At 71.7% G+C, this 21,917-nt stretch carries 18 protein-coding genes; 10 read left to right on the forward strand and 8 right to left on the reverse strand.

The annotated features are described in order from the left end of the window. Positions 1 to 132: 132 nt before the first annotated feature. From LCD31_RS12855 to LCD31_RS12875, 5 genes are all read right to left on the reverse strand, one after another. Entirely contained in the window at positions 133 to 429 is a 297-nt protein-coding gene (locus LCD31_RS12855; RefSeq protein ID WP_255614048.1) for a DUF202 domain-containing protein, read from the reverse strand. 32 nt (positions 430 to 461) lie between these two features. Then, the gene (locus LCD31_RS12860) at positions 462 to 860 is read right to left on the reverse strand and encodes a YidH family protein (RefSeq protein WP_224958295.1); all 399 of its coding nucleotides are present in this window, start codon (positions 858 to 860) and stop codon (positions 462 to 464) included. Between the two features lie 107 nt (positions 861 to 967). Then, positions 968 to 1,363 (reverse strand): SSI family serine proteinase inhibitor, encoded by a 396-nt coding sequence (locus LCD31_RS12865; RefSeq protein WP_224958296.1) that lies wholly within the window; start codon positions 1,361 to 1,363, stop codon positions 968 to 970. Between the two features lie 288 nt (positions 1,364 to 1,651). Next, the gene (locus LCD31_RS12870) at positions 1,652 to 3,340 is read right to left on the reverse strand and encodes a long-chain fatty acid--CoA ligase (RefSeq protein WP_224958297.1); all 1,689 of its coding nucleotides are present in this window, start codon (positions 3,338 to 3,340) and stop codon (positions 1,652 to 1,654) included. Positions 3,341 to 3,723: 383 nt separating this feature from the next. After that, positions 3,724 to 4,443 (reverse strand): MerR family transcriptional regulator, encoded by a 720-nt coding sequence (locus LCD31_RS12875; RefSeq protein WP_224958298.1) that lies wholly within the window; start codon positions 4,441 to 4,443, stop codon positions 3,724 to 3,726. 108 nt (positions 4,444 to 4,551) lie between these two features. Here LCD31_RS12875 and LCD31_RS12880 point away from each other — a divergent pair, with 108 nt between their 5' ends. The 3 genes from LCD31_RS12880 to LCD31_RS12890 are packed head-to-tail and all read left to right on the forward strand — an operon-like array spanning position 4,552 to position 8,002. Then, a complete protein-coding gene (locus LCD31_RS12880; protein WP_224958299.1) occupies positions 4,552 to 5,688 on the forward strand; it encodes a CaiB/BaiF CoA-transferase family protein in 1,137 nt (378 codons plus the stop codon). Between the two features lie 5 nt (positions 5,689 to 5,693). After that, complete coding sequence (locus LCD31_RS12885; RefSeq protein ID WP_224958300.1) at positions 5,694 to 6,836, forward strand: acyl-CoA dehydrogenase family protein; 1,143 nt, start codon at positions 5,694 to 5,696, stop codon at positions 6,834 to 6,836. Between the two features lie 17 nt (positions 6,837 to 6,853). Beyond that, positions 6,854 to 8,002: an alkaline phosphatase family protein gene (locus LCD31_RS12890; RefSeq protein ID WP_224958301.1), complete on the forward strand. Its 1,149-nt coding sequence runs from the start codon at positions 6,854 to 6,856 to the stop codon at positions 8,000 to 8,002. A gap of 171 nt (positions 8,003 to 8,173) precedes the next feature. Here the strand turns inward: LCD31_RS12890 and LCD31_RS12895 are convergent, their stop codons facing one another. Beyond that, positions 8,174 to 8,674, reverse strand: coding sequence for a YbaB/EbfC family nucleoid-associated protein (locus tag LCD31_RS12895; RefSeq protein WP_224958302.1), 501 nt, complete (start codon positions 8,672 to 8,674; stop codon positions 8,174 to 8,176). 239 nt (positions 8,675 to 8,913) lie between these two features. On the opposite strand from LCD31_RS12895, the gene LCD31_RS12900 reads away from it, so the two are divergent. From LCD31_RS12900 to LCD31_RS12925, 6 genes are all read left to right on the forward strand, one after another. Further along, positions 8,914 to 10,398, forward strand: a complete 1,485-nt coding sequence (locus LCD31_RS12900; RefSeq protein ID WP_224958304.1) for an FAD-linked oxidase C-terminal domain-containing protein — start codon at positions 8,914 to 8,916, stop codon at positions 10,396 to 10,398. Then, positions 10,398 to 11,636: an FAD-binding oxidoreductase gene (locus LCD31_RS12905; RefSeq protein ID WP_224958306.1), complete on the forward strand. Its 1,239-nt coding sequence runs from the start codon at positions 10,398 to 10,400 to the stop codon at positions 11,634 to 11,636. The genes LCD31_RS12900 and LCD31_RS12905 overlap by 1 nt, the downstream gene beginning before the upstream one ends. Then, positions 11,633 to 12,964 carry a (Fe-S)-binding protein gene (locus LCD31_RS12910; RefSeq protein WP_224958308.1) on the forward strand — a complete coding sequence of 444 codons (1,332 nt, stop codon included), beginning with the start codon at positions 11,633 to 11,635 and terminating at the stop codon, positions 12,962 to 12,964. Before LCD31_RS12905 ends, LCD31_RS12910 begins: the two co-directional genes overlap by 4 nt. Positions 12,965 to 13,157: 193 nt before the next feature. Next, positions 13,158 to 14,741: an L-lactate permease gene (locus LCD31_RS12915; RefSeq protein ID WP_224958309.1), complete on the forward strand. Its 1,584-nt coding sequence runs from the start codon at positions 13,158 to 13,160 to the stop codon at positions 14,739 to 14,741. 183 nt (positions 14,742 to 14,924) lie between these two features. After that, positions 14,925 to 16,139: an acetyl-CoA C-acetyltransferase gene (locus LCD31_RS12920; protein ID WP_224958310.1), complete on the forward strand. Its 1,215-nt coding sequence runs from the start codon at positions 14,925 to 14,927 to the stop codon at positions 16,137 to 16,139. 134 nt (positions 16,140 to 16,273) lie between these two features. Beyond that, on the forward strand, positions 16,274 to 18,493 hold the full coding sequence (locus LCD31_RS12925) for a 3-hydroxyacyl-CoA dehydrogenase NAD-binding domain-containing protein (RefSeq protein WP_224958311.1): 2,220 nt from the start codon (positions 16,274 to 16,276) through the stop codon (positions 18,491 to 18,493). Positions 18,494 to 18,649: 156 nt separating this feature from the next. Here LCD31_RS12925 and LCD31_RS12930 read toward each other — a convergent pair whose 3' ends face one another. Then, positions 18,650 to 19,369, reverse strand: a complete 720-nt coding sequence (locus LCD31_RS12930) for a hypothetical protein (protein ID WP_224958312.1) — start codon at positions 19,367 to 19,369, stop codon at positions 18,650 to 18,652. Between the two features lie 290 nt (positions 19,370 to 19,659). Continuing rightward, positions 19,660 to 20,289, reverse strand: coding sequence for a TetR/AcrR family transcriptional regulator (locus LCD31_RS12935; protein WP_224958313.1), 630 nt, complete (start codon positions 20,287 to 20,289; stop codon positions 19,660 to 19,662). A 100-nt stretch (positions 20,290 to 20,389) separates the two neighbouring features. On the opposite strand from LCD31_RS12935, the gene LCD31_RS12940 reads away from it, so the two are divergent. Beyond that, complete coding sequence (locus LCD31_RS12940) at positions 20,390 to 21,883, forward strand: NAD(P)/FAD-dependent oxidoreductase (protein WP_224958314.1); 1,494 nt, start codon at positions 20,390 to 20,392, stop codon at positions 21,881 to 21,883. The last annotated feature ends 34 nt before the right edge of the window (positions 21,884 to 21,917 follow it).

The following is a 21,917-nucleotide window of genomic DNA, read 5'->3' on the forward strand; positions in this document are numbered from 1 at the left end:
CCCCCGTGGGTGGCGGGGGCTGCGGGGTGGGGGGGGGTGTGACCCTGGGGGGGTTGTCCGGGGGGGGGGGGGCGCCGGGGCGGGGGGGGGCCGGGGGGGCGCCCCCCCCGCGGGGGGGGGGGCCGGGCGCCGTCACATCAGCAGCACGTACACCGCGCCGATCGCGCCGGCCAGCAGCGCGAGCGCGGTGAACGCCGCCTGCAGCACGCCGTCCGGCAGCGGTTCCTCCGCGCGCAGGTTCCGCTCCGCCTGCCGGTGCCTGCGCCACGACGCGACCGCGATCACCGCCGCCAGCGGCAGCGCCACCGCGGCGCACACCGCGGCCGCGACCGCGCTGCGGTGCGCCAGCAACCGCAGCAGCACCATCAGGCCCACCACGAACGTCAACCCGGTCCGCAGCCAGGCCAAGGTCGTGCGCTCGACCTGCAAGCCCGGATCCCACGGGCCCTGCCCCAGCACGCTCAGAACCCGTTGACCAGCAGCAGCACCGTCGCCGCCACGCCGACCACGCCGAGCCCGAACCCGAGGACCGGCGCCAGCTTCGGTGGCGGCAGCGGGGCCTTCGTGCGCAGCGCCCGCTCCATCGTCATCCACCGGCCGAACGCCGCCACGCTGCACACCACGCCCGCGAGCAGCAGCAGTACCGCCAGCGAGGTCCGCAGCGGATCCGGGCCGGGCGACATCGCCGCGTTCAACGCCTCCACGCCGACACCCGCCGCCATCAACGCCAAGGCGGTGCGGATCCACGCCAAGAACGTGCGCTCGTTCGCCAGCGTGAACCGGGGATCCGGTTCCTCGCCCACCCCGTAGATCCGGTGCGGCCAGCGCCTACACGCGGGCTCTTCGTTCTCGGCAGCCATACCGCCACCGTAGTGCGACCGGAGCAGCGCGGATCCGTCGAGGGGGCGATGCCGCGGGGCACCGGCGCGGCGCTCGGCCGGATCCGGTGCCCTGCGGACGGGAGAACTCAGAAGTCGAACACGGCCCCCGCGGCGGACGCCGCCACGCACTGGTTGCCGAACTCCTTCTCGAAGTGGACCGGGCGGCCCTGCCAGGTGCCGTGCGCCGTGCCGACCACCGGCTTCAGCTCCATCGTGCACTGGCCGGTGTGCGCCTGGCCGAGCTGCTCGAAGTCGCCGCCCGCCGTGGTCAGGCTGTCGCAGGCCGCCGCCGCGTTCGGGTGCGAACCGCCCACCGGCTCGCAGCGCAGCGACACCGTGCGCGGCAACTCCGCCCGGTCCTTCGCCGCGATCGTCAAGGTCAGGTCGCTCTGCGTCGCAGCCGCGCCCGCCGTCGCCGGGGTGAGCACGAGGACGGCCGTCGCCGCGAGCAGAAGACCGCGGATGAAGCGGGTGGCAGCCATGTCGGTGCGCCTCCAAGAGGTAGTGGGGAAGACTCCGCACAGATCTATCGGCAGCGGCCCCGCGATTTCCGCACCTGCGACCGAAGATCACCAGATCGTGGGGTTCACGGACGGGGAGGTGGTCACCCTCGGCTCATCTGGATCGAGCGCCGCGGCTGGAGTGGATCACTCCAAAGTGGAGAGGATGAGGCTAGGTGCGGAGGCGTCCGTTCGTTCGAACTCCGGTGACAGGAAGGTTCCCTTCATCGCACTCGTGACCGGAAGGTTCCCCTGCTCGCGGCCGGCCCGTCAGCCGTACAGCTCGTCCAGCACCTCGGCGTACTTGGTGTGGATGACGCGCCGCCGCAACTTCAACGCGGGACTGAGCTCGCCACCCGCCGCACCCCACGGCCGGTCCAGCACGCGGTGCGCGCGCACCTGGCCGGAGCTGCCCAGCGCGGCGTTGGCCGCGTCCACCGCGCGGTCCACTTCGGCCAGCACCTGCGCGTCGCGGGCGAGCTCGGCGAGATCGGTGGTGCCGATGCCGTGCGCGGAGGCCCACGCAGGCGCGGTGTCCTCGTCGAGCACGACCAGCGCGACGACGTGCGGCCTGCCGTCGCCGAAGGCGAGCGCGTGCCCGATCAGCGGATGCGCGCGCAGCGCGTTCTCCACGACGCTGGGGGCGACGGTCTCCCCGTGCGAGTTGATGATCAACTCGCTCTTGCGGTCGGTGATGGTGAGGTAGCCGTCGTCGACGTGCCCGACGTCCCCGGTGCGCAACCAGCCGTCGGCGCCCGCCGCCGCCCGGACCAGGCCGTCCTCCTGCAGGTGCCCCGCGCAGACCACGGGGCCGCGCACCAGCACTTCACCGTCCTTTTCGATGCGGACCTCGACGCCGGGCAGCGGGGTGCCGACGGTGCCGAAGCGCACCGCGCCCGGCCGGTTGGTGGTGGCCCAGCCGCTGGACTCGGTCGACCCCCACGTCTCGAAGATGTCGAAGCCGAGCCCGGAGAACAGCTCCAGCAGGTCGCGGCGCAGCGGCGCCCCCCCGCTCGCGCCCCACACGGTGCCGTCGAGGCCGAGCCCGCTGAGCACCTCGTGCTTCTCGGCCGCGGTGTGCGCGGTGGGCTGGGCGCGGGCGAGGGCGGCGAGCCGTTCCCACATCCGCGGCACCCCGAAGAACGTGTGCGGACGAACCTGCGGCAGCACCCGCACGGCCTCGGCGATGCCGTTGCAGAAGTGCACGTGCGCGACGTCGTGGATGGCGCTGTAGACGTTGCCCGCGCGCTCCGACATGTGCGCCATCGGCAGGTAGCACAAGGTCCCGGCGTGCGGCGGCGCGCCCGTGACCAGCTGCCGGGCGGAGGCTGCGGCGAGCACGTTGCGGTGGGTCAGCACCACGGCCCGCTGCATCCCGATCGCGTCGGGGGAGTAGAGCACGGTCACCGGATCGTCCGGCACCACGTCCGCGGTGCGCCGCCGAACCAGCTCCGGGTCCTGCCGCAGCAGCCCGCCGCCGCGTTCGCGCAGCGTCGCCCAGGTGCGGAAGCGGGTGTCCTCCGCGGGGACCGCGGCCTCGTCGACGACGATGACGTGGCCGAGCGCGTCCGGTTCGCGCAGCGCCGCCGACCAGCGGCGCACGTGGTGGACGTTGCCGAGCACGGCGATGTGCGCCCGGCTGTGCCGCGTGACGTCGCGGATCTCGCCGGAGCTCGACGCGGGGTGCACGGCGATCGGCACCGCCCCGAGGTGCGTGGCGGCGACGTCGGCCAGCCACTGCTCCGCGCCGTTCGACATCATCAGCACCACCGTCTGGCCGCGCTGCAACCCGAGGTCGGCGAAGCCCGCGGCGAGGTCCTGCACCGCCTCCGCCGCCTCGCCCCAGCTCCAGGTCCGGCCGTCCGCGGTCAGCGCCGGGTGGTCCCGGTGCTCGGTCGCGTTGCGCTCGAACAGGTGCGGGATGGTCGCGGTCAGCGTCGGTGCCGGTGATGTGCTCATGTGGCTCCTCCACTCACGAGGCGGCCACGTGCGTGACGCGAGGTTCGTGGTGACCTCGCCGATGAAACCGCACCGGAGGCCCGTTTGGCCAGTAGGCGGACGGGTGCCGTCGGGAGCGGGGTGCGGGGGCCCGGCTGCACCGCGTGTTCGGGGCTCGTGCCTGGCGCGCCCCCGGGTTCGGCCGTCCGAGGAGCCGGCTCGCTCGAACGGGCCGCTGTCCGGATCGCTACCGGTGACCGCCGAGCGCTCGGCGCACCGGCGGCGGGCCGGGTGGCAGGAAGGTTCCCTTCACCGCACCGGTGATCGGAAGGTTCCCTTCATCGCACCGGTGATCGGAAGGTTCCCTTGCTCGCGTCGGTGGCAGGAAGGTTCCCTTCCTCCGATCAGACGTGGTCGCGGATGACGTCGTTGATCGCGTTCTGGAACCCGTTGACGAGCACGTGGATGGTCAGCGGCCGCAGCTGCTGGGTGGCGACGTGCACCCGTTCCCGCTCTTCTTCGGGCCGTCCGCGTTCGAGGTAGGGCCGCAGCACGTTCGCGGCGAACAGTTCGCGCAGCTCGACGGCGATCTGCGAGGTGTGCTGCTCGACGATGTCCTTGGCTTCGAGGAGCATGCCCTGCGGCAGGTCGAGGTCGAGGATCTGCAGCCCGACGCCGAGCATGGCGGAGTTGGACAGCCGCACCCGGCTGAGGTCGTCGTCGAGGGCTTGGAGGATGCCGAGCGAGACGAGCTTGCCGACGAGCTCGTCATCGAGCTGCCGCCCGGCGCGCTGGCTGAGCTCGTGCCGGGTGAGGTCTTCGCTCTGGTCGCTGGTCCACGGCGCGAGCAGTGCGCGGTGCAGCCCGAGGTCTTCGGCCGTGGCGTCGTCGGGGATCCGCTCCAGGTGCCGTTCGATGGCGGAGAGGGTGAACCCGAGCGCTTGCAGTTCCCGGATGAGGTCGAGCCGCGCCAGGTGGTCGCCGCCGTAGAGGCCCAGCCGCCCGCGGAGCCGGGGCGGGGGCAGCAGACCGCGGGACGCGTAGAAGCGAACGGTCCGCACGGTGACGCCGGCGCGCGCGGCCAACTCGTCGATGGTCAGCTCTTCGTCCGCGGTTCGGAGCATGGTCGGGGAGCTTACTCCTTGACCGCTGTGACACCAACGATGTAACACTGATTGCGTCGCGACACGGTGTCGTGCGCGGCGTGCGGCCGCTGGCGGAGAGGTGCAGGCGTGACGGCAAGAGGTGACGGCCCCCTCGCGGGCCTGCGGGTGGTGGAGCTGGCGGGCCTCGGACCCGCTCCGTTCTGCGGGATGCTGCTGGCGGACCTGGGCGCGGACGTGGTCCGCGTCGGCCGCCCCGGCGGGGCTCCCGGCGAGCACGACCTGCTGGACCGGGGCAAGCGCGCGATCTCGGTGGACCTCAAGCACGAGCAGGGCCCGGAGACGGTCCTGGCGCTGGCCGAACGCGCCGACGTGCTCATCGAGGGCTTCCGGCCTGGGGTCGCCGAACGCCTCGGCGTCGGCCCCGAGCAGTGCTGGGAGCGGAACCCGAAGCTGGTGTTCGGCCGGATGACCGGCTGGGGCCAGGACGGTCCGCTGGCGCAGACCGCGGGCCACGACATCGGCTACATCGCGTTGAGCGGCATGCTGCACGCCATCGGCCGCAGCGGTGGCCCGCCGCAGGTCCCGGCGAACCTGCTGGGCGATTTCGGCGGCGGCGCCCTGTACCTGGCGGTGGGCGTGCTGTCCGCGGTGCTGAACGCGCGCAGCACCGGGCAGGGCCAGGTCGTCGACGCGTCCATCGTGGACGGTGCCGCGCACCTGGGTTCGATGCTGTTCGGGTTCGCCGCCGCCGGCGCGTGGCAGGAGCGGCGCGGCACGAACCTGCTCGACACCGGCGCGCCCTACTACGACGTGTACGAGACCTCCGACGGCGAGCACGTGGCGGTCGGCGCGCTGGAACCCAAGTTCTACGCCGAGCTGGTCGACCGCCTCGGCCTCGACGACCTCCCGGACCGCGACGACCCGGCGAACTGGCCCGCGCTGCGCGAGCGGTTCGCCGCGACCTTCGCGAGCCGCACCCGCGCCGAGTGGACCGAGGTCTTCGACGGTTCCGACGCCTGCGTCGCCCCCGTGCTGTCCATGAGCGAAGCCCGGCAGCACCCGCACCTGCAGGCCCGCGGCACCCTGCCCAGCCCCGGTGGCGTGCTGCAGCCCGCGCCCGCGCCGCGGTTCTCCCGCACCCCGAGTTCACCGCCGCGCCCGGTCCTCGCCCCGGACACCGCGGTGCTGGCCGACTGGCAGGTGCCCACCGCGGCGGACCTGCTGGCGTCCGGCGCGATCCACCAGGCCCGAGAGGAAGCGTGACCCGCATGCGCAGGGAACTGTTCGAAGCCGAGCACGAGGCGTTCCGCGAGACCGCCAAGGCGTTCATCGCCAAAGAACTCCTCCCGCACCAGGAGGAGTGGGAGGCCGCGGGCGTCGTCAGCCGCGACGCGTGGCTGGCCGCCGGCGAGCAGGGCCTGCTCGGCATCGCCGTCGACGAGACCTACGGCGGCGGGGGAGTCGACGACTTCCGGTTCAACGTGGTGTTCGACGAAGAGCTCGTCAACGCCGGTATCAACGGCTTCGGCGTGCCCGTGCACAGCGACATCAACATCCCCTACCTGACCCGGCTGGCCACCGAGGAGCAGAAGCGGCGCTGGCTGCCCGGCTTCTGCACCGGCGAGATCATCAGCGCCATCGCCATGACCGAACCCGGCGCGGGCAGCGACCTGCAGGGCATGCGCACCACCGCGGTCCGCGACGGCGACCACTACGTGCTCAACGGGCAGAAGACGTTCATCTCCAACGGCATCAACGCCGATCTGGTGATCGTCGCCGCCCGCACCGACCCGGACGCGGGCGCGCAGGGCATCAGCCTGCTCGTCGTCGAGCGCGGCATGGACGGTTTCGAACGCGGCCGCAACCTGGAGAAGATCGGGCAGAAGTCCCAGGACACCGCCGAGCTGTACTTCAACGACGTGCGGGTGCCCGCGGCGAACCTGCTCGGCGAAGAGGGCCAGGGCTTCATCTACCTGATGCAGAACCTGCCGCAGGAACGGCTGTCCATCGCCGTCGCCGCCGCCGCCAGCGCCGAGAAGATCCTGGAGATCACCAAGCAGTACTGCCGGGACCGCACCGCCTTCGGCCGCCCCATCGGCAAGTTCCAGAACACCCGTTTCGAACTGGCTGAGATGGCCACCGAGGTGCAGATCGGCCGCGTGTTCGCCGACCGTTGCGTCGCCGACCACGTCCGCGGTGAACTGAGCGTGGAACACGCCGCCATGGCCAAGTGGTGGCTCACCGAGATGAACAAGCGCGTCGTGGACCGCTGCTTGCAGCTGCACGGCGGCTACGGCTACATGCTGGAATACCCCGTCGCGAAGGCGTTCCTCGACTCGCGCGTGCAGACCATTTACGGCGGCACGACCGAGATCATGAAGGAGATCGTGGGGCGCTCGCTGGGGATCTGAGTCGGAAGAGGTGCGGCATGGACTGGATGGTCACCCCCGCGGCGGACCGGGCGCTGTCCGACGTGCTGCCCTCCGCGCTGGCCGCCCTCGGCACCGCCGGGTTCACCGACGTGCTCGGGATCCCGCGGTGCCGTTCGGCGGCCGTGCTGCTCGTCGACGGGCTCGGCTGGTCGCTGCTGCGCGAGCACGCCGCCGACGCGCCGGCGCTGAACTCGCTGGCCACCGGTGAACCGCTCGTCGCCGGATTCCCCACGACCACCGCCACCAGCATCACCTCGCTCGGCACCGGGCGGCGCGCCGGTGAGCACGGGATCGTCGGCTACACCTTCGCCGAACCCTCCGGCGGTCTGCTGCACCCGCTGGCGTGGGTGAGCCGCGGCGCCGACGGGCGGCGGCGCGGGCTGCTCGACGAGTGGCCGCCGGAAACCGCCCAGCCCACCCCGACCGCGCTGGAACGCGCCGCCGAAGCCGGGGTGGCCGTCCGCTCCGTCGCGCCCGCCGAGTTCGGCGGGACCGGGCTGACCAGGGCCGCGCTGCGCGGCGGCGAGTTCCGCGGCGTGCACGCGCTCGGCGACCTCGGTGCGGAACTGCTCGCCGCGCTCGCCGAGCCCGGGCCCGCGCTGTGCTACGGCTACCACGGCCACCTCGACCTCGTCGGCCACGTGCACGGGCCCGGTTCGTTGCCGTGGCGGATCCAGCTCGCCCAGGTCGACCGGCTCGTCGACTCGCTGCTGCAACGGCTGCCCGCGGAATCGGTGCTGCTCGTCGTCGCCGACCACGGCATGGTCGCCGTCGACCCGGCCGACGCCGTCGACGCCGACTCCGAACCCGCGCTGCGCGCCGGGCTGCGGCTCATCGGCGGCGAACCCCGCGCCCGCCACCTCTACCCGCTGCCGGGGGCGCGCGACGACGTGCTGCACGCCTGGCGGGACGTGCTGGGGGAGCGCGGCGCCGTCGTGACCCGCGAGCAGGCCGTCGACGACGGGTGGTTCGGCCCCGTCGTCACCGACGAGGTGCGCTCGCGCATCGGCGAGGTCATCGCCGTGCTGCGCGACGGCGCGGTCGTGCGGTCCGCGGCCGAACCCGGCGAATCCGCGTTGCGCGGCCACCACGGCTCGCTCACCGCGGCCGAACAGCACGTGCCGCTGCTGATCGCGCGGGGATGAGCGCGGCGCGCCGGTGACCGGTCGCGTCCGGGCGGCCGCCGGGAACGGTCGATCCGGGCTCGTGGTCGCCGGTGTCGGTCCGTCGATGCAGCGCCGATCGCGTTCGCCCGTCCTGCGTCGACCGGTTCTGCGTCGACCGGTTCTGCGTTCGCGGGTTCTGCGTTCGTCGGTTCAGCGGAGGAAGGAGTCGCGGGAGAAGTCCTCGTCACCGGGGTCGTCGTCGCGGAGGGGCCGGTTCGGGCGGGACCGCGGCGGCTGGGCGGGCCGGTCGGCCGCGGGCGGTGCCGGGCTCGGCGCGGGTTCCGCCGCCGCGTCGACGTCCGCGGGCGGCTGCGCCCCGTGCGCCTGGTAGGCCTCGCGGAACTGCTCGGCCCGATCGCCCAGCACCGGTTCCACGGTGGCGTTCATCGTCTCCGCGGCCCGCTGGGTGGCCTGCCGGATGGTCTGCACGATCGTCTGCTGCAGCTCGGTGTGCGAGCGGCGCATCGCCTCCGGGCTCAGCCGCAGGTCGAGCACCGCGCCGGACGGGGCGACGGTCACGGTGACCGCACCGTCCTGGCTGCGCGCCTCGCCGCGGATCTCGCTCATCTTGTCCTTGAGCTGTGCCGCGGCCGCCGCCTGCTCCTCGAAACGGGACAGCATCTCCCGGACGCGCTGCTGGGCGCTGGACATGAAAAGTCTCCCCGACTTCCGAACGTTTTCAGAGAGCGTAGCCAGTGCCGGTGGCGGGCCGCGGACGTTCCGCGGTTTCCGCTCCGCGCCGAACCTCGGAGGTGGTGACGAGGAGCACAATGGGGGTGCGGCGATGCCTCGTCGGCCTCTTGTATCTATGCGGCGATCCGCCTAGAGTTCCCGACGGACGGAATGTTGCTTCCGCATAGCGAAATCCTCAGTGGTGAGGAGGCGTGCCCATGTCCACCACCAGCGCCGCGACCGCCCCCGACCTCGACCGGCTCGTGCGGCACCTGCGCACCGCGCTGCCCGAACGCGCGGTGATCACCGATCCGCAACGGCTGCGCACCTACGAATGCGACGGGCTCGCCAGCCACCGCGTCGTGCCCGCCGTCGTCGTCCTCCCGGAAACCACCGAACAGGTCCAGCACGTCGTCACCGCCTGCGCCGAGCAGGACGTGCCGTTCGTCGCGCGCGGCTCCGGCACCGGCCTGTCCGGCGGGGCGCTCCCGCACTCCGACGGCGTCCTCATCGTCACCGCCAAGATGCGCCGCATCCTCGACGTCGACATCGCCAACGAACGCGCCGTCGTCGAACCCGGCGTCATCAACCTCGACGTCACCCGCGCCGCCGCCCCGCACGGCTACTACTTCGCGCCCGACCCCTCCAGCCAGCAGGTCTGCTCCGTCGGCGGCAACGTCGCCGAGAACTCCGGCGGCGCACACTGCCTCAAGTACGGGTTCACCACCCACCACGTGCTCGGGCTGCAGGTCGTGCTGCCGAACGGAGAACTCGTCGAACTCGGCGGCACCGCCCGCGAAGCACCCGGCTACGACCTGCTCGGCGCGTTCATCGGCAGCGAAGGGACCCTCGGCGTCGTCACCCGGATCACCGTGCGGCTGCTGCGCGCACCCGAAGCCGTGCAGACCCTGCTCGCCGGCTTCCGCACCACCGACGACGCGGGCGCCGCCGTCTCCGCCATCATCAGCGCCGGAGTCACCCCCGCCGCCATCGAGATGATGGACGCGCTCGCCATCGAAGCCGCCGAACAAGCCGTCCACTGCGGATACCCCGACGGAGCGGGCGCCGTCCTCGTCGTCGAACTCGACGGGCCCACCGCCGAAGTCGAGCACACCTTCGCCGAGGTGAAGCGGCACTGCGACCGGCACGGGGCCTTCGAGATCCGCGTCGCCGCCGACGACCAGGAACGCGCCACCATCTGGAAAGGCCGCAAATCCGCGTTCGCCGCCGTCGGCCGCATCAGCCCCGACTACATCGTCCAGGACGGGGTGATCCCGCGGACCGCGCTGCCCGAAGTGCTCGGCCGCATCGCCCGCCTCTCCGCCGACTCCGGCGTTCGCGTCGCCAACGTCTTCCACGCCGGAGACGGGAACCTGCACCCGCTCGTGCTGTTCGACGACGCCGAGGACGGCGCCGCCGAACGCGCCGAAGCCGTCTCCGGCGCCATCCTCGACCTCTGCATCGAACACGGCGGCTCCATCACCGGGGAGCACGGCGTCGGCGCCGACAAGGTCAAGTACATGGGCCGCATGTTCACCGACGACGACCTCGACACCATGCAACTCCTGCGGTGCGCGTTCGACCCCGCCGGGATCTGCAACCCCGGCAAGGTGTTCCCCACGCCGCGGCTGTGCGGCGAAGTCCCCGGCCCCCGCCGCGGCGTGCACCCGCTGACCGAAGCAGGATTGGCGGACCAGTTCTGATGACCACCACCCGCGCCGCCCTCCACGACCGGCTCGGCGACCGCCTCCGCGACGCCACCGAACACGACGAGATCGCCGGCATCCGGCCCCGCTGGGTCGTCACCGCCGCCGACACCGCCGACGTCGCCGACGCGCTGCGCGCCGCCGCCGAACACGACCTCACCGTCGTGCCCCGCGGCTCCGGCAGCAGACTCGACTGGGGACCGGCGCCCACCTCCGCCGACCTGCTGCTCGACCTCGCGCCCTGCGCAGGCATCCTCGAACACGCCGCGGGCGACCTCGTCATCAGCGCCCGCGCCGGAACCCCGCTGCGCGCGCTGCACGACACCGCCGCCGCAGCAGGTCAACGGCTGCCCATCGATCCGCCGCAGCCCACCGCCACCGTCGGCGGCGTCGTCGCCACCGGCACCTCCGGACCCGCCCGGCACTACTTCGGCGGAATCCGCGACCTGCTCATCGGCATCACCGTCGTCCTCGCCGACGGGACCACCACCACCTCCGGCGGCAACGTCGTCAAGAACGTCGCCGGATACGACCTCGGCAAGCTCTACACCGGATCCCTCGGCACCCTCGGCGTCATCACCGAAGCCGTGTTCCGGCTGCACCCCCTCGCCGCCGAACACCGCTGGATCAGCAGCACCACCCACGACCCCGGCGACGCCGCAGGCATCGTCGACGCCCACCGGCACAGCCAGGCCATGCCCACCGCCATCGAACTCGACCGGCCCGAACCCGGCGGACCCATCACCATCACCGCGCAGCTCGAAGGCCGCCCCGACGCCACCCACGCCCGCGCCGATTTGCTCGCCCGCACCGTCGGCGGCGAAGTCCACGAGCACCCGCCCGGCTGGTGGGGCGCGCACCCCTTCCCCGCCGACGGCACCGGCCTGCGCATCGGCACCGAACCGGCCGCGCTGGCCGACCTGCTCCGCGCCGCCGACCGAGCCGCCACCCGCACCGCACTGCCGCTCGCGCTGCGCGGCGCCGCCGGACTCGGCGTCCTGCACGCCGGACTCCCCGGCGTCGCCGACCCCGCCGCCACCACCGAACTCGTCACCGCGCTGCGCGCACTGCCCGGCTACACCGCGCTCGAACGCGGCACCCCCGCCGTCCGCGCCGCCCTCGACCCGTGGGGGCCGCGACCCGCCGCGCTGATCGCGCTCGACCGGCAGCTCAAGGACCGCTTCGACCCCGGACACCGACTCGCCCCCGGCCGCCACGCGGGAGGAATCCGATGACCGACACCGAACCCGACGACGTGCTCCGCGGCGGAGCGTTCGACGTGCTGCACCCGCCGCAACGCGAACTCGTCGACGACTGCGTCCACTGCGGGTTCTGCCTGCCCAGCTGCCCCACCTACGACCTGTGGGGCGAAGAGATGGACTCGCCGCGCGGCCGCATCTACCTCATGAAGGAAGGCCTCGAAGGCGAACCCATGACCGACACCATGGTCGGCCACATGGACGCCTGCCTCGGCTGCATGGCCTGCGTCAGCGCCTGCCCCTCCGGAGTGCAGTACGGCACCCTCATCAACGAGACCCGCGCCCAGATCGAACGCAACCACACCCGCGGGCGCTGGGAGAAGCTGCTGCGCACCGCGATCTTCACCCTCTTCCCGCACCCGCGCAGGCTCCGCGCGCTCCGCGGACCCCTCGCCCTCTACCAACGGCTCCGCATCGGAGCACTGCTGCGCCGCACCGGGATCACCGACGCGCTGCCGCCTCACCTGCGCACCATGGAATCCCTCGCACCGCCCATCACCCGGGCGCCCCGGCTCGGCCGCCGCGTGCCCGCCCGCGGACCGCGCCGCGCCACCGTCGGCATGATCACCGGCTGCGTGCAGAGCGCCTTCTTCCCCGACGTCAACGCCGCCACCGCCCGCGTCCTCGCCGCCGAAGGGTGCGACGTCGTCATCCCACCCGCGCAAGGGTGCTGCGGCGCGCTCAGCGAACACTCCGGCCGCGAAGCCGAAGCCACCGCCTTCGCCCGCGCCCTCCTCGACACCTTCGAGCAGACCCGCGTCGACCACGTCGTCATCAACTCCGCCGGCTGCGGCTCCACCCTCAAGGACTACCCGCGGCTGCTGCGCGACGACCCGCACTACGCCGCCAAGGCCGAACGGTTCGCCGCCCAGGTCCGCGACATCACCGAACTGCTCACCGAACTCGGACCCGCCGCCACCCGGCACCCGCTGCCCGCCACCGTCGCGTACCACGACGCCTGCCACCTCAGCCACGGCCAAGGCATCCGCCGCCAACCCCGCGACCTGCTGCGCGACATCCCCGGCATCGAACTCCGCGAAATCGATCGCGGCGAACTGTGCTGCGGCTCCGCCGGGATCTACAACCTGCTCCAACCCGACGCCGCCCGCGAACTCGGCGACCGCAAGGCCGGCCACGTCCACGACACCGGCGCGCAACTGCTCGTCACCGCCAACCCCGGGTGCTCCATGCAGATCCGCGCCGCCCTCGACCGGCGCGGGGAAGCCATGCCGATGGCGCACACCGTGCAGGTGCTCGACGCGGCCATCCGCGGGGTGGGGGTGGACGGGTTGCTGCGGGGTTGAGCGCGGGGGTGGCAGGAAGGTTCCCTTCATCGCACCGGTGATCGGAAGGTTCCCTTGCTCGGAGCCCGCAGCGGACGTCCCGTCAAGGCGCTGAGCGCACCCCGAACCCGGGCCGGACGGCGCTACCAGCGGCAGTGGTGCGCGGTTATCGTCGCCGTCTCGGCCCGTCGGCCTCCGCCACGAAGGAGTGGTCGTGTACCAACAGATCCTGGCCCCGCTGTTCGGTTCGCTCGGCTGGAGCGCCCTCGCGGCCGCCCTGCCGCTGCTGGTCCTGTTCGCCCTGCTGGGTGTCGCGCGCATGACCGCGTGGAAGGCCTCGCTCATCGCGTTGGCCGTCGCGCTCGCGGTCGCGGTGTTCGTGTACCCGATGCCGGTCGACCAGGCCCTGCTGTCCGCCGTGCTCGGCGCGGCGTTCGGCTTCTTCCCGATCCTGTGGATCGTCATCAACGCGATCTGGATCTACCAGATGACCGTCACCACCGGGCACTTCGGCGTGCTGCAGCGGAGCTTCTCCCGGGTCAGCGGGGACCGGCGGATCCAAGCGGTGATCATCGCGTTCTGCTTCGGCGCGCTGCTCGAAGCGCTCGCCGGCTTCGGCACCCCGGTCGCGATCACCACGGTGATGCTGCTGGCGCTCGGGATCAGCCCCATGACCTCGGCCGTCGTGGCGCTCGTCGCGAACACCGCGCCCGTCGCCTACGGAGCGCTCGCCTCGCCGCTGGTCACGTTGGCCAGCGTCACCGAACTGCCGCTGGACGAGCTCGGCGCCATGACGGGCAGGCAGACCCCGGTTCTCGCGGTGATCGTGCCGATGGTGCTCGTCGGCATCATCGACGGGGTGCGGGGCGTGCGCGAAACCCTCCCGGCCACCCTCACCTGCGGCATCACCTTCGCCGTCGCCCAGTTCGCCGCCGCGAACTACGTGTCCGTGCCGCTGACCGACATCATCGCGGCGCTGCTCGCGGCCGGGGCGACCGTGCTGCTGCTGCGGGTGTGGACGCCGCGCGGAGCGGAACCGCCCGCGACCGGAGGTGTCGACGGGCGCGGCGAAGTGCTCCGCGCCTACGCGCCATACCTGATCATCATCGCGGTGTTCGTCGTCGCCCAGCTCGGGCCCGTCGCCGACCTGCTCGAGACCGTCACACTCAAGTTCGGCTGGCCAGGGCTGGACGTCCGCGACGCGGGCGGGGACGCGCTGTCGCTCACCGAGTTCAAGCTGAACTGGCTGTCCAGCGCCGGATCGTTGCTGCTGATCGCCGGGCTCATCACCATTCCGGTGATCGGGATCCGGGCGCGCGACGCGCTCGGCCGCTACGGCGCCACCTACCGGCAGCTCGCGTTGCCGATCGTCACCGTGATGGCGGTGCTCGCCATCGCCTACGTCATGAACACCTCGGGGCAGACCGCGACGCTCGGCACCTGGATGGCCGCCACCGGCGGGCTGTTCGCGTTCCTCTCGCCGATCCTCGGCTGGCTCGGCGTCGCCGTCACCGGATCCGACACCTCGTCGAACTCGCTGTTCGGGGCGCTGCAGGTGACCGCGGCCGAACAGGCCGGGATCGAACCGATGCTCGCGGCCGCCGCCAACGGATCCGGCGGTGTGCTCGGCAAGATGATCTCCCCGCAGAACCTGGCGATCGCCGCGGGCGCCGTCGGCATGGCCGGGCGTGAAGGGGACCTGTTCCGCCGCGTCCTGCCGTTCAGCCTCGGATTCCTGCTGCTGATGTGCGTGCTGGTGGCGTTGCAGTCGACGCCGGTGCTGTCCTGGATGACCTGAGCAGGGGAAGCTTCCGGTCACGGCGCCGCCCTCACCCGTGCCGACCGGGTACGAGGAAGGGAACCTTCCGGTCACCAGTGGCAGAAAGGTTCCCTTCCTCGCACCCGCATGCCATTGACTGTGACAGTGCTGGTGTCACACTCTGGATGGAGAACCAGGCCGCAACGAGGAGGCACGTCGCCCATGTCCGAGGCGCTCGTCTACGAAGCGATCCGCACCCCGCGCGGACGCGGCAAGAAAACCGGCTCGCTGCACGGGACCAAACCGATCAGCCTCGTCGTCGGACTCGTCGACGAACTCCGCAGGCGCCACCCGGGCCTCGACCCCGAGCTGATCGACGACCTCGTGCTCGGCGTCGTCTCCCCGATGGGCGACCAGGGCGGCGACATCGCCAAGACCGCCGCGCTCGCCGCCGGCCTGCCCGACACCGTCAGCGGCGTCCAGCTCAACCGCTTCTGCGCATCCGGGCTCGAAGCCGTCAACGTCGCCGCCCAGAAGGTCCGTTCCGGCTGGGAGGACGCCGTCCTCGCGGGCGGCGTCGAATCCATGTCGCGAGTGCCGATGGGCTCCGACGGCGGTGCCTGGGCGATGGACCCCGAGACGAACTTCGACACGTCCTTCGTGCCCCAGGGCATCGGCGCCGACCTGATCGCCACCCTCGAAGGCTTCGACCGCGCCACCATCGACGCCTACGCCGCCGAATCCCAGAACCGGGCCGCCAAGGCTTGGGCCGACGGCCGCTTCGCCCGCAGCGTGGTGCCCGTCGTCGACCGCAACGGCCGCACCGTGCTGGACCGCGACGAGCACATCCGGCCCGGCACCACCGCCGACTCCCTGGGCGGTCTCCAGCCGTCGTTCGCCGCCATCGGCGACATGGGCGGATTCGACGCGGTCGCCCTGCAGAAGTACCACTGGGTGGAGCGCATCGACCACGTGCACACCCCCGGCAACTCGTCCGGCATCGTCGACGGCGCCGCGCTCGCCCTCATCGGTAGCGAGAGCCTCGGCGACCGCACCGGCCTGCGCCCGCGCGCCCGCGTCGTCTCCACCGCGCTCAGCGGAGCCGACCCGACGATCATGCTCACCGGTCCCGGACCCGCCGTGCGCAAGGCGCTCGCCAAGGCGGACCTGACCATCGACCAGATCGACCTGGTCGAGATCAACGAGGCCTTCGCCGCGGTTCCGCTGCGGTTCATGAAGGAATTCGACCTGCCGCACGAGAAGGTCAACGTCAACGGCGGCGCCATCGCCATGGGCCACCCGCTCGGCGCGACCGGTGCCATGATCCTCGGCACCCTCATCGACGAACTCGAACGCCGCGAGCAGCGCTACGGCGTGGCCACCCTGTGCGTCGGCGGCGGCATGGGCATCGCCACCGTCATCGAACGGCTCGGCTGAACCCACCCCGCACCGACCCCGGCACCGGCCGCCCCGCCGCGATGAAGGGAACCTTCCTGCCACCGGTGGCAGAAAGGTTCCCTTGCTCGCACCCCGCCGGCCGGTGTTCGCGAACCACGAAGGGCACCTACGCCATGAGCGACCAGAGCACCATCCGCTGGACCGAGGACGCCGACGGCATCGTCGTGCTCACCCTCGACGACCCCCAGCAGCAGGCGAACACGATGAACGACCGCTACCTGCGGTCGATGGAAGAGACCGTGCAGCGCCTCCAGGCCGAGCGCGAGAAGATCACCGGCGTGGTGATCACTTCGGCGAAGAGCACCTTCTTCGCGGGCGGCGACCTGCGCGACCTCGTCAAGGTCCGCCCCGCCAACATCGAGGAGTTCGCCGAGGTCAGCGCCACCAGCAAGCGGCAGCTGCGCGCCCTGGAGACGTTGGGCGTCCCGGTCGTCGCCGCGCTGAACGGCACCGCCCTCGGCGGCGGACTGGAGATCGCCCTCGCCTGCCACCACCGCATCGCCCTCGACGGCCCGAAGACCCGCTTCGGTCTGCCCGAGGTCACCCTCGGCCTGCTGCCCGGCGCCGGCGGCGTCGTCCGCACGGTCCGCATGCTCGGCATCGCCGACGCCCTGCTCAAGGTCCTCACCCAGGGCCAGCGGCTGCGCCCGGAGAAGGCCAAGGAGATCGGCCTCGTCGACGAGGTCGTCACCGACGCCGACGCCCTCCTCGACCGCGCCAAGCAGTGGATCAAGGACAACCCCGGTGCCGTGCAGCCGTGGGACGAGAAGGGGCACAAGATCCCCGGCGGCACCCCGTCGAACCCGAAGTTCGCCGCGAACCTCCCCGCGTTCCCCGCGAACCTGCGCAAGCAGCTCAAGGGCGCCCCGATGCCCGCGCCGAAGAACATCCTCGCCGCCGCCGTCGAAGGTGCCCAGGTCGACTTCGACACCGCCCTGGAGATCGAAGGCCGCTACTTCGTCGACCTCGCCAGCGGCCAGACCTCGAAGAACATGAGCAAGGCGTTCTTCTTCGACCTCCAGCACATCAACTCCGGCGGCAGCAGGCCCGACGGGTTCGAACGCTGGACGGCGAACAAGGTCGCCGTGCTCGGCGGCGGCATGATGGGCGCGGGCATCGCCCACGTGTGCGCGAAGGCGGGCATGCAGGTGGTGCTCAAGGACGTCTCCGCAGCCGCCGCCGAGAAGGGCAGGGCCTACTCGGAGAAGATCCTCGACAAGGCCGTCGCCAAGGGCCGCACCACCGAGGCCGAACGCGACGAGGTCCTCGCCCGCATCACCCCCACCGACCAGAACGACCAGCTCACCGGCTGCGACCTGGTCATCGAGGCCGTGTTCGAGGACACCGCGCTCAAGCACCGGGTGTACGGCGAGGTCGAAGACGTCATCGACGGGGACGCCCTCATCGCCTCCAACACCTCCACACTGCCGATCACCTCCCTCGCCGAAGGCGTGCGCCGCCGCGAGGACTTCATCGGCCTGCACTTCTTCTCGCCGGTCGACAAGATGCCGCTCGTCGAGATCATCCGCGGTGAGCAGACCAGCGACCGCGCGCTGGCCAGGGCGTTCGACGTCGTGCAGCAGATCAAGAAGACGCCGATCGTCGTCAACGACAGCCGCGGCTTCTTCACCAGCCGCGTCATCGGCACCTTCCTCAACGAAGGCGTGTCGATGCTCGGGGAGGGCCTCCACCCGGCCACCATCGAACAGGCCGCCAACCAGGCCGGATTCCCCGCGCCGGTGCTGCAGCTGTTCGACGAGCTCACCCTCACCCTGCCGCGCAAGATCCGAGCCGAGACCAAGCGCGCGCTCGAAGCCGCCGGCGGCACCTGGACCCCGCACCCGGCCGACGAGATCCTCGACCGGATGGTGGAGGAATTCGAGCGCCCCGGCCGGTCCGGCGGCGCCGGGTTCTACGAGTACACCGACGGCGTCCGCGCCGGGCTGTGGCCAGGACTCGTCGACGAGCTCGGCGCGGGCAGCATCGACCCGTCGGAAGTCGTGCTCGAGGACCTCGTCGAACGGCTGCTGTTCATCCAGGCCGTCGAAACGGTCCGCTGCCTGGACGAGGACGTGCTGCGGTCCGTGCCGGACGCCAACATCGGCTCGATCTTCGGCATCGGCTTCCCCGCGTGGACCGGGGGAGTGGTGCAGTACATGAACGGCTACCCCGGCGGCCTCCCCGGATTCGTCGAGCGCGCCCGGGCGCTCGCCGAGCGCTACGGGGAGCGCTTCACCCCGCCGGCATCCCTGGTCCGCAAGGCTGAAGCCGGCGAGTCGTTCGACCTCGGCGAGCCGGACGCCGAGATCGTCAGCGCCACCTCCGCGGCGTGACCACGAGGTGGGCGGGCGCGCACCCGGGGCCCGGAGGCGGCCCGCCCCGCCCCCCCCCCCCCCCCCCCCCCGGGGGGCGCCCCCCGGGGCCCCCGCCCCCGGGGCCGGCCCCCCCTTTTCGCGTTCGGTGCGCGCCGCGGCGCGCCCGTTCTCAGGTCAGCGCTGTACGGGCAGCTGCGGCAGCCCCGTGGCGAGGCCGTGCACGACCTGCCCGGGCACGGACGTGAGCTCGTCGGCCTTGGTCATGTCGGCGACCTTGCCCGCGGCGGGCACCACGTCGCCGACCCTCGGCAGGTCGCCACCGCGGAAGTCGTGCTTGAGCAGTTCGTCGGGCCGGGCCGCCGGGCCCACCGTGTAGCCCTGCGCGGCGGTGAGCGCGACCGCGGTGTCCCCGGTGGACACGCCCTGGTGGTCGGGCTGCCGCGGGCCGATCTCGCCCTTGAGGAATCCCCCGCCGGGGGCGTGCGAGTCGACGATGCCGGTGTGCCGCGGCTCGACGTCGAAACCGATGGTCGGGCGGGTCTTGGTGAGCCCTTCGACCCGGAGCCGCTCGTCGCCGATGTGCTGCGAGATGCGGGTCAGCTTGGCTTCGTCGAGCTGCTTGCCGTCGCGGAGCTCACCGGCCACGCCGTGCGTGGTGGTGACGATGTCGGCGCCGACCTGCTTGACGACGTTCGGCGCTTCGGCGCGCAGCTGCGCGTCGACGCAGGGCGCCTTGGTGCTGTTGAAACCCGGAGCGTCCTGCGCGCTGCAGGCGTTCACCGGCACGGTGGCACCGATGGTGTCGGGCACCGTGGACAGGTCCGGCTTGGCCAGGTCGGGAGTGGGCGCTGCCGAGGCGGTGCCTGCCCCGACTGCGGCGAATCCCGCAGCCACGACGGCTGCTTGCAGGGTGCGCGTGGTCCAGGGGCGCAAGATCAGTTCTCCTTGGTGTCGCGGGTGGGGCTCGGTTCCCGGCCCGGCGCCGGGGTGCGGTGCCGGGACGGGAACCTCGTGAAGCCGCCCGGTGCGGGTGCCGACGACCCGATCAGGTCATGCGCCAACTCCAGACGATCAACGCGCTCCACATCGGCGCTTTGCGAACCGACCTTGATCCCTCGATAGGGGATGCCGCTCGATCGAGTGGTTTTGGCCCGCTCGTCCTGCGGAGGGAGGTGCGGGCTGGTTCAGGCCTGCGCGACGAGGCTCGGACTGATCAGGGCCATCAGGTGCCGGGTGGCCTCTTCGGCGGTGATCTCGGAGCGCTTCTCGCGCCAGAGCGCGAGCCGCTCACACGCGCCGATGATCGATTCGGCGAAGGCTTCCAGCTGCACCTGGTCCAGGTCGGGCCGGGACGCTTCGAGCAGCCGGGCGGTGAGGTCGGTCTGCTGCTGCCGGGTGGCTTCGAGCGCGGTGTTGACGGTGGCGAGCGGGATGGCGGCTTCGGTGCGCAGCAGCGCCCAGGACTGGGCGTGCTCGTCGCTGAAGCGGAAGAAGGCCAGCAGGCAGTCGTGCAGCAGCTGGTGGGCGTTCTCGCCGGCTCCGGCAGCGGCTTCGGTGGTGGCCTCGAGCAGTTCGCGCCGGGCGCGTTCGACGCAGGCGAGCAGCAGCCCTTCCTTGGAGCCGAAGTACTCGTACAGCATCGGTTTGGACAGCCCGACCCGGTTCGCGATGTCGTCCATGGAGCTGGCCTGATAGCCGTTGGTGGCGAACACCTGCTCGGCGACGGCCAGTATCTGCTGCTCCCGCTCCGCCCGGGGGAGGCGTTTGCGTCGTCCTGCCGGGGCGGAGTGGTCGTCGGCGTGCTGCACGTTCACGGCTCCGACCTTATCGAGAATCGGTCCACCGAACCCTACCGGAGGTAACTTACTCATAGTAGGCTACTTGGAAGTAGGTGGCTGATCAGGGAGGGCTGGAATGACACAGGCGTCGGCACAGCGGTACGACACGTCCGTCGTCATCGTGGGCACCGGGTTCGCCGGCATCGGCACGGCGATCAAGCTCAAGGAAGCGGGCATCCACGACTTCATCGTGCTCGAGAAGAGCGACGACCTCGGTGGCACCTGGCGCGACAACACCTACCCGGGCTGCGCCTGCGACGTCCCGTCGCTGATGTACTCGTTCTCCTTCGAGCAGAACCCGAACTGGTCCAGGCTGTTCGCCCAGCAGCAGGAGATCTGGGACTACCTCCAGCACTGCGCCGACAAGTACGGCATTCGCGAGCACATCCACTACGGGGTCGAGTTCACCGGCGCCGAGTACGACGAAGACCGCCGCAACTGGCACGTGCGCACCGCCTCCGGCACCGAGTACGTTGGCCGCGCGCTCGTCTCCGGCGTCGGCGCCCTCCACATCCCCAGCTATCCGGAAGTCGACGGCATCGAGCGCTTCCAGGGCGAGGTGTTCCACTCCGCGCAGTGGAACCACGACTACGACCTCGAAGGCAAGCGGGTCGCCGTCATCGGCACCGGCGCCAGCGCCATCCAGTTCGTGCCCCGGGTCGCCGAGCAGGCCGCCAAGCTGCACCTGTTCCAGCGGACCCCGCCGTGGGTGCAGCCCAAGCCCGACCGCGAGATCCCGCGGAGCATCCGCACGCTGTTCCGCCGCATCCCGTTCGCGCAGCGCATCGCGCGCGCCGCCGTCTACTGGGTCCTCGAACTCCGCTCCGTCGCCGTGCTGCGCAGCAAACTGCTGGGGAAGATCTCCGAACATCTCGCCAAGCGCTACATCCGCAGCGTCGTGCGCGACCCGCAGGTGCGCGAAGCCGTCATCCCGCGCTACTCCATGGGCTGCAAGCGGATCCTGCTCTCCAGCGACTACTACCCGGCGCTGAACAAGCCCAACGTCGACCTGCGCACCAGCGGCGTCGCCGAGGTCAAGGAGAACTCGATCGTCACCGGCGACGGCGAGGAACACCCCGTCGACGCCATCATCTACGGCACCGGATTCCACGTCACCGACGCGTTCGACCACCTCGAGATCGTCGGGCGCGGCGGGCGCAAGCTGCAGGACGCCTGGAAGAACGGCATGCAGGCGCACCTGGGCATCACCGTCTCCGGCTTCCCCAACCTGTTCTTCCTGCTCGGCCCGAACACCGGCCTCGGGCACAACTCGGTCGTGTTCATGATCGAATCGCAGATCAACTACGTGCTCAGCTGCCTGCGGCCGATCCTGCGCGGCGACGTCGACCAGGTCGACGTGCGCCAATCCGTGCAGGACGAGTTCAACGACAGGATCCAGCACCAGCTCGGCGGGGCCGTCTGGTCCGCCGGTGGCTGCCAGAGCTGGTACCTCGACGTCAACGGCGTCAACCGCACCATCTGGCCCGGCTTCACCTGGAACTACTGGCTGCGCACCCGCAAGGCCGACCCGGCGGACTTCGAGGTCACCGCCGCGCCCGGGCACCGTTGATGGTTCGCACGGGCGTTCGATATAGTTGGGCCCG

The organism is Saccharopolyspora sp. 6M (assembly GCF_020176775.1).
Lineage (GTDB): Bacteria > Actinomycetota > Actinomycetes > Mycobacteriales > Pseudonocardiaceae > Saccharopolyspora_C > Saccharopolyspora_C gregorii.

Bases quoted from the DNA above. Each gene is read 5' to 3' on its own strand.
- LCD31_RS12860 (WP_224958295.1), bottom strand. From the start codon at position 860: ATGGCTGCCGAGAACGAAGAGCCCGCGTGTAGGCGCTGGCCGCACCGG.
- LCD31_RS12865 (WP_224958296.1), bottom strand. From the start codon at position 1,363: ATGGCTGCCACCCGCTTCATCCGCGGTCTTCTGCTCGCGGCGACGGCC.
- LCD31_RS12870 (WP_224958297.1), bottom strand. From the start codon at position 3,340: ATGAGCACATCACCGGCACCGACGCTGACCGCGACCATCCCGCACCTG.
- LCD31_RS12875 (WP_224958298.1), bottom strand. From the start codon at position 4,443: ATGCTCCGAACCGCGGACGAAGAGCTGACCATCGACGAGTTGGCCGCG.
- LCD31_RS12885 (WP_224958300.1), top strand. From the start codon at position 5,694: ATGCGCAGGGAACTGTTCGAAGCCGAGCACGAGGCGTTCCGCGAGACC.
- LCD31_RS12890 (WP_224958301.1), top strand. From the start codon at position 6,854: ATGGACTGGATGGTCACCCCCGCGGCGGACCGGGCGCTGTCCGACGTG.
- LCD31_RS12895 (WP_224958302.1), bottom strand. From the start codon at position 8,674: ATGTCCAGCGCCCAGCAGCGCGTCCGGGAGATGCTGTCCCGTTTCGAG.
- LCD31_RS12900 (WP_224958304.1), top strand. From the start codon at position 8,914: ATGTCCACCACCAGCGCCGCGACCGCCCCCGACCTCGACCGGCTCGTG.
- LCD31_RS12905 (WP_224958306.1), top strand. From the start codon at position 10,398: ATGACCACCACCCGCGCCGCCCTCCACGACCGGCTCGGCGACCGCCTC.
- LCD31_RS12910 (WP_224958308.1), top strand. From the start codon at position 11,633: ATGACCGACACCGAACCCGACGACGTGCTCCGCGGCGGAGCGTTCGAC.
- LCD31_RS12920 (WP_224958310.1), top strand. From the start codon at position 14,925: ATGTCCGAGGCGCTCGTCTACGAAGCGATCCGCACCCCGCGCGGACGC.
- LCD31_RS12925 (WP_224958311.1), top strand. From the start codon at position 16,274: ATGAGCGACCAGAGCACCATCCGCTGGACCGAGGACGCCGACGGCATC.
- LCD31_RS12940 (WP_224958314.1), top strand. From the start codon at position 20,390: ATGACACAGGCGTCGGCACAGCGGTACGACACGTCCGTCGTCATCGTG.